The sequence below is a fragment of the Candidatus Eisenbacteria bacterium genome (assembly GCA_013140805.1).
In the GTDB taxonomy this organism is placed as follows: Bacteria; Eisenbacteria; RBG-16-71-46; order RBG-16-71-46; family RBG-16-71-46; genus JABFRW01.
This window is the reverse complement of record JABFRW010000192.1, coordinates 1-3935: the sequence shown is the minus strand read 5'-3', so window position 1 is coordinate 3935 and position 3935 is coordinate 1. Positions and strand designations below refer to the sequence as shown.

At 69.2% G+C, this 3935-nt stretch carries 5 protein-coding genes; 1 reads left to right on the top strand and 4 read right to left on the bottom strand.

The window, feature by feature from the left end; all coding sequences use genetic code 11:
- On the bottom strand, positions 1-497 hold a 497-nt coding region (locus HOP12_14655), incomplete at its 3' end, for a hypothetical protein (GenBank protein ID NOT35382.1).
- Positions 498-668: 171 nt separating this feature from the next.
- Complete coding sequence (locus tag HOP12_14650) at positions 669-998, bottom strand: PEP-CTERM sorting domain-containing protein (protein ID NOT35381.1); 330 nt, start codon at positions 996-998, stop codon at positions 669-671.
- 234 nt (positions 999-1232) lie between these two features.
- Between HOP12_14650 and HOP12_14645 the strand changes: the two genes are divergently transcribed.
- Positions 1233-1466 carry a hypothetical protein gene (locus HOP12_14645; protein ID NOT35380.1) on the top strand — a complete coding sequence of 78 codons (234 nt, stop codon included), beginning with the start codon at positions 1233-1235 and terminating at the stop codon, positions 1464-1466.
- Between the two features lie 25 nt (positions 1467-1491).
- Here HOP12_14645 and HOP12_14640 read toward each other — a convergent pair whose 3' ends face one another.
- Positions 1492-3492: a choice-of-anchor D domain-containing protein gene (locus tag HOP12_14640; protein ID NOT35379.1), complete on the bottom strand. Its 2001-nt coding sequence runs from the start codon at positions 3490-3492 to the stop codon at positions 1492-1494.
- Positions 3493-3494: 2 nt separating this feature from the next.
- Positions 3495-3935 (bottom strand): T9SS type A sorting domain-containing protein (locus HOP12_14635; protein NOT35378.1); only part of this gene is annotated, 441 nt, incomplete at its 5' end.

Here is a 3935-nt window from a genome sequence, read left to right as displayed (position 1 = left end):
TCGGCGACCACCGACGCGCCCGCGGCGAGCGCCAGCGCGAGCGCGTCGGTGGTCGCCGAGTAGCCGAATTGCAGGAGCGTGGGGTTGACGACCAGGAACGCCGCGGTCGCGCAGCCGATGCGTGCATCGGTGAGGCGAGCGACCAGTCGGGTGGTCAGCCACACCGCGGCCGTCATGCTGACGATCGAGATCAGCTCGGCTGCGCGCAGCAGGTCGCCCGTCAGTGCCCCGACCAGGGCCAGCACCAGCTCGTAGACCGGACCGATCACGCCGTAGCGGGTGGCGTCGAGCTGCCCGTGCTGGATTGCGCGGGCACCGATCGCGTAGGCGCCGTAGAAGTCCGTCTCGGTAAAGTAGTCGCCGATTCGATGGGGCCCGAACGCGAGGGCGCTGAGCACGGCGGCGAGTGCCGCGACCAGCAGCAGCGTCACGCGTTCCCAGGCCTGGGCAGCGAGGGGGCGCGGATCGTTGGAGTTCGGGCGAGTCGATCGGGTCACGTGAGACCGGCGGGTGGGAGGTGTGCGGCAGCGCGAAGCAGTCTAATCGCGGCCGCCGCCGCCCGCACCCCGGGCTCTAAAAAGGGAGCGGCGGCGAGAGTGGTCTCGCCGCCGCCAGGATCACAGAGGGCCGAGGGGGAGTTCGGCTCGCCGTGTGACCTACCCGCTTTCTCAGTGACCCCGCTTGTGCCGCAGCGCAGCGCCGATCGCCAGCAGTCCCATGGACGCCATGGCCATGGTGCCGGGCTCGGGAACCGGACGCGTCGGGTTCTCGCCATCGGTTCCGCGCGGAGAGACGAGCGGATCCGTACCGGGAGTGACCGCCGAGCCGGGGGCGCGCCTGTAGCCCGAACCGCCGCCGTCCATTTCCTGCCCCTGTCGGTGCCCGTTCTGCGTGTTCCCGAGGCGTGCGTTCTGGTTCAGACTGCCCGGTTGCACGTAGGCGAATGCAGGCGCCGCCATCAGCACCAGCGCGATCGCAGCGAGAGTCACCTTCTTCATCGAGAAACCCTTTCGAGAGTGGGGGAGCGACTTGAAGCGTCTTCGAGATGGCTATGTCGCAAGGCCCGTACCACGCTCGGGTATTCGCCTCTAACGCCTTGGACGCCAAACGCATCGGGTTTCATGCGCATGAAACTGTGGCATGCTGGCGGGGCCCGGAAGTCCGAAACCGTAAGGATCTTCGACGCAGATTCCCCGGCGTTTGGGTCAGGTCCCACAGGGAGGCGGCAGGTCGTGAACGAGGCGGCGGATCCGCGGGACCGCGTGGGGCTGTGTCGGACCTGTCGCCACGCGCACACGGTGCCGACCGCGCACCTCACCTACTGGTTGTGCAGATACGCGGCGATCGATTCGCGCTACGACAAGTATCCGCGGCTCCCGGTGCTGCGGTGCGGGGCGTATGTGCCGCTCGAGACGCCGCGAGCGCCCGGCGGGGCCGGGCGCTCGGACGAGCCATCATCCGGCTGATGCCGGTGCGACGAGTGGTTCTCGATCAGTTGAGGACCACGAGTCGAGCGGCCTGCGAGTGGCCGAGTGCGGTGAGGCGCACGAAGTAAAGGCCCGCCGGCGCGCGTCCGCCCTGAAGGTCCCGACCATCCCAGCGGAAGCGATGGCGCGCGGCTTCGAGACTTCCCGAGGCGAGCGTTGCGACCCGGCGTCCGCCCAGATCGAAGATCGCCAGGTCGACGGCCGCACGCCGCGGAAGGTCGAAGCCCAGCTCGACCGCGCCACGCGCGGGGTTCGGACGGGGCGCAAGCAATGCCAGCTGCGCGGGCGCGGGCTCCCCGCCCACGCCGGTGGCTCCACCGGTGCGCTGCGCGCGCAGCAGCACCGTCAGATCGGGTTGTGCCGCGGCGCCCGGCAGCGCCTCGTCGCCGCTCGAGATCGTGAGGGTGGCTTCGTAGGTCGAATCGGCGGTCGAGTTCGTGTCGTCGAAGTGCAGAGTCAGCGAGTGGCCGACTCCTGCGAGGAGCAGTGGCGTGAACCCGCCCACGATCGAGAAGTGCCCGGCGCCGCCGGTGATCACGGCGCCACTCACCGCGAGTCGCGCCTGCAGCGCGACGTAGCCGCGGTTGTGGATGCGCGCTTCGAGATCCGGGAAGCTCGCCGGCAACGCACCGAAGTCGAGCGTGTCGCCTTGAACAACGGCCCCGGAGTCGAGCGACGCGACGGCGTGCGCGAGCACGCGGCCCGAAGCAGGCACGTTGACGGTTGCCGAATCCGGCGCATCGGTGGTGAGCACCAGATCGCCGTTTCGGGTGCCGGGGCTCGCGGTGTCCATGGTGACAGCGTGGTTGTTCGGCGGGCTGCCGGCGGCGCCGGAGAACGGCCCGGCCGGAGCGCTGAAGCCGGCCGGCGATGCGATCGAATAGTCGAGCGCGTCAGCGGGTGCGACCGCAGCGTTGGCGACCACCAGGTTCTGCGCGGCGGACGCACCGATCAGCACGTCACCGAATGCCACCGGTGCGACCGACGCGATATCGGACGGCAGCCGCAGGTCCATCACGACCGGCAGATGATCGGAGGTCGCCCACAACGCGTTCGCGATTGTCTGCCCGACGGCTGAGTTGGTGGGCGCACCGTTGATGTTCGAGTTGTAGTGCAGGCCGTCCTGGCCATACGCGAACGTGTTGATCACGTCCATGCCGAGGCCGTCCTGCAGCGAGTACGAGGACAGCAGGATGTCGAAGCGATCGTCCATGCCGCCGCCCGAGAAGCCGGGACTCGGTGAGTAGACCGGGCACGACGAACAGGGTGCCTGGGTGTGATACGGCGCGTAGGTCGGCATGCCCCAGTCCCCGCTCAGCGAGATGAAATCCTTGCAGCGCCCGTCGTTGTCGGCCTGCGACTCGGTGAGCCGGATGTAGCCGCCCTCGAATGCGCCATAGAAGTTCGAGTCGCCGCCGATCACGAAGTTCGAGCCGACGACCACGGGATTCACGGTGTTCAACTGAGCGCGAATGTCGGCGCACTCGAGTCGGCGCGTGGTGGAGTCCGGCGCCGTCTGGCCGGCTTTGAGATGGAATCCGTAAAGCCGAAACCATGCCGCGTTGGTGCGGGTGCCGACCGGCTTGATCAGCGCCTGGAGCATGTCGCGCGGTCCGGCGTTGGCGAGCACCGCCACATTCGAAACCGCGAGCCGCGCGGGCTTCCAGCACACCGCCATCAGCTCCGCCGATTGCACGTCGAGCTCGCCGCTGGTCGCCCACTCGCCGGGCTCCACCACGTTGAGCACGTTGGTCACGAACGAGTCGGCGGAGAACGAGTCCTTGAGTTCCTGCAGGATCACCACGTCCGCGTCGATGGCTTCCATGACGGTGCGAAACGCGGCCTGACGCGGCGTGACGGTATTGCCGAGCGGGCCGTAGTTGAGCAGGTTCCAGGTCACCACGCGCAGTGCGTGTGCGGGTGTCGCGATCAGGGTTGCGGCGGCGAGCGCGAGCGTGCAGAGGCCGGCTCCACGACGTGCGAAGTCCATTCCGAATCGGGCCATGTTCATCGAATCACCGCCAGACGCGCGGTCTCGGTCGCCACCTGATCGCCCGAGATCCGCACGAAGTAGAGGCCACCTGCCAGTGCGCGGCCATCCTCGCCGCGCCCGTCCCAATGGAAGCGATGGTCGCCCGGCTCGAACGCTCGCGAGGCGAGCGTCGCGACGCGGCGACCGGTCAGATCGAATACCGCGAGCGTCACGTGCGAGCGCCGCGCGAGGTCGAAGCGCAGCGTGCTCGCGCCGCGCAGCGGATTCGGATACGGCGGGTAGAGCCGCGTGGCGGTCGGCAGCGCCGTGCCGCCCACGCCCACCGCCTCGCCGGGCGTGAGCTGCGCGCGCAGCGTGACCACCAGGTCGGGCTGACCGCCCGCGCCCGGCAGCGGGGCGTCGTCGCTCACGATGCGCAGCTCGGCTTCGTAGAGCGAGTCGCGCGTGGCGCCGGC

Coding starts and splice junctions, on each gene's coding strand:
- HOP12_14650 (NOT35381.1), bottom strand. CDS start 998: ATGAAGAAGGTGACTCTCGCTGCGATCGCGCTGGTGCTGATGGCGGCG.
- HOP12_14640 (NOT35379.1), bottom strand. CDS start 3,492: ATGGCCCGATTCGGAATGGACTTCGCACGTCGTGGAGCCGGCCTCTGC.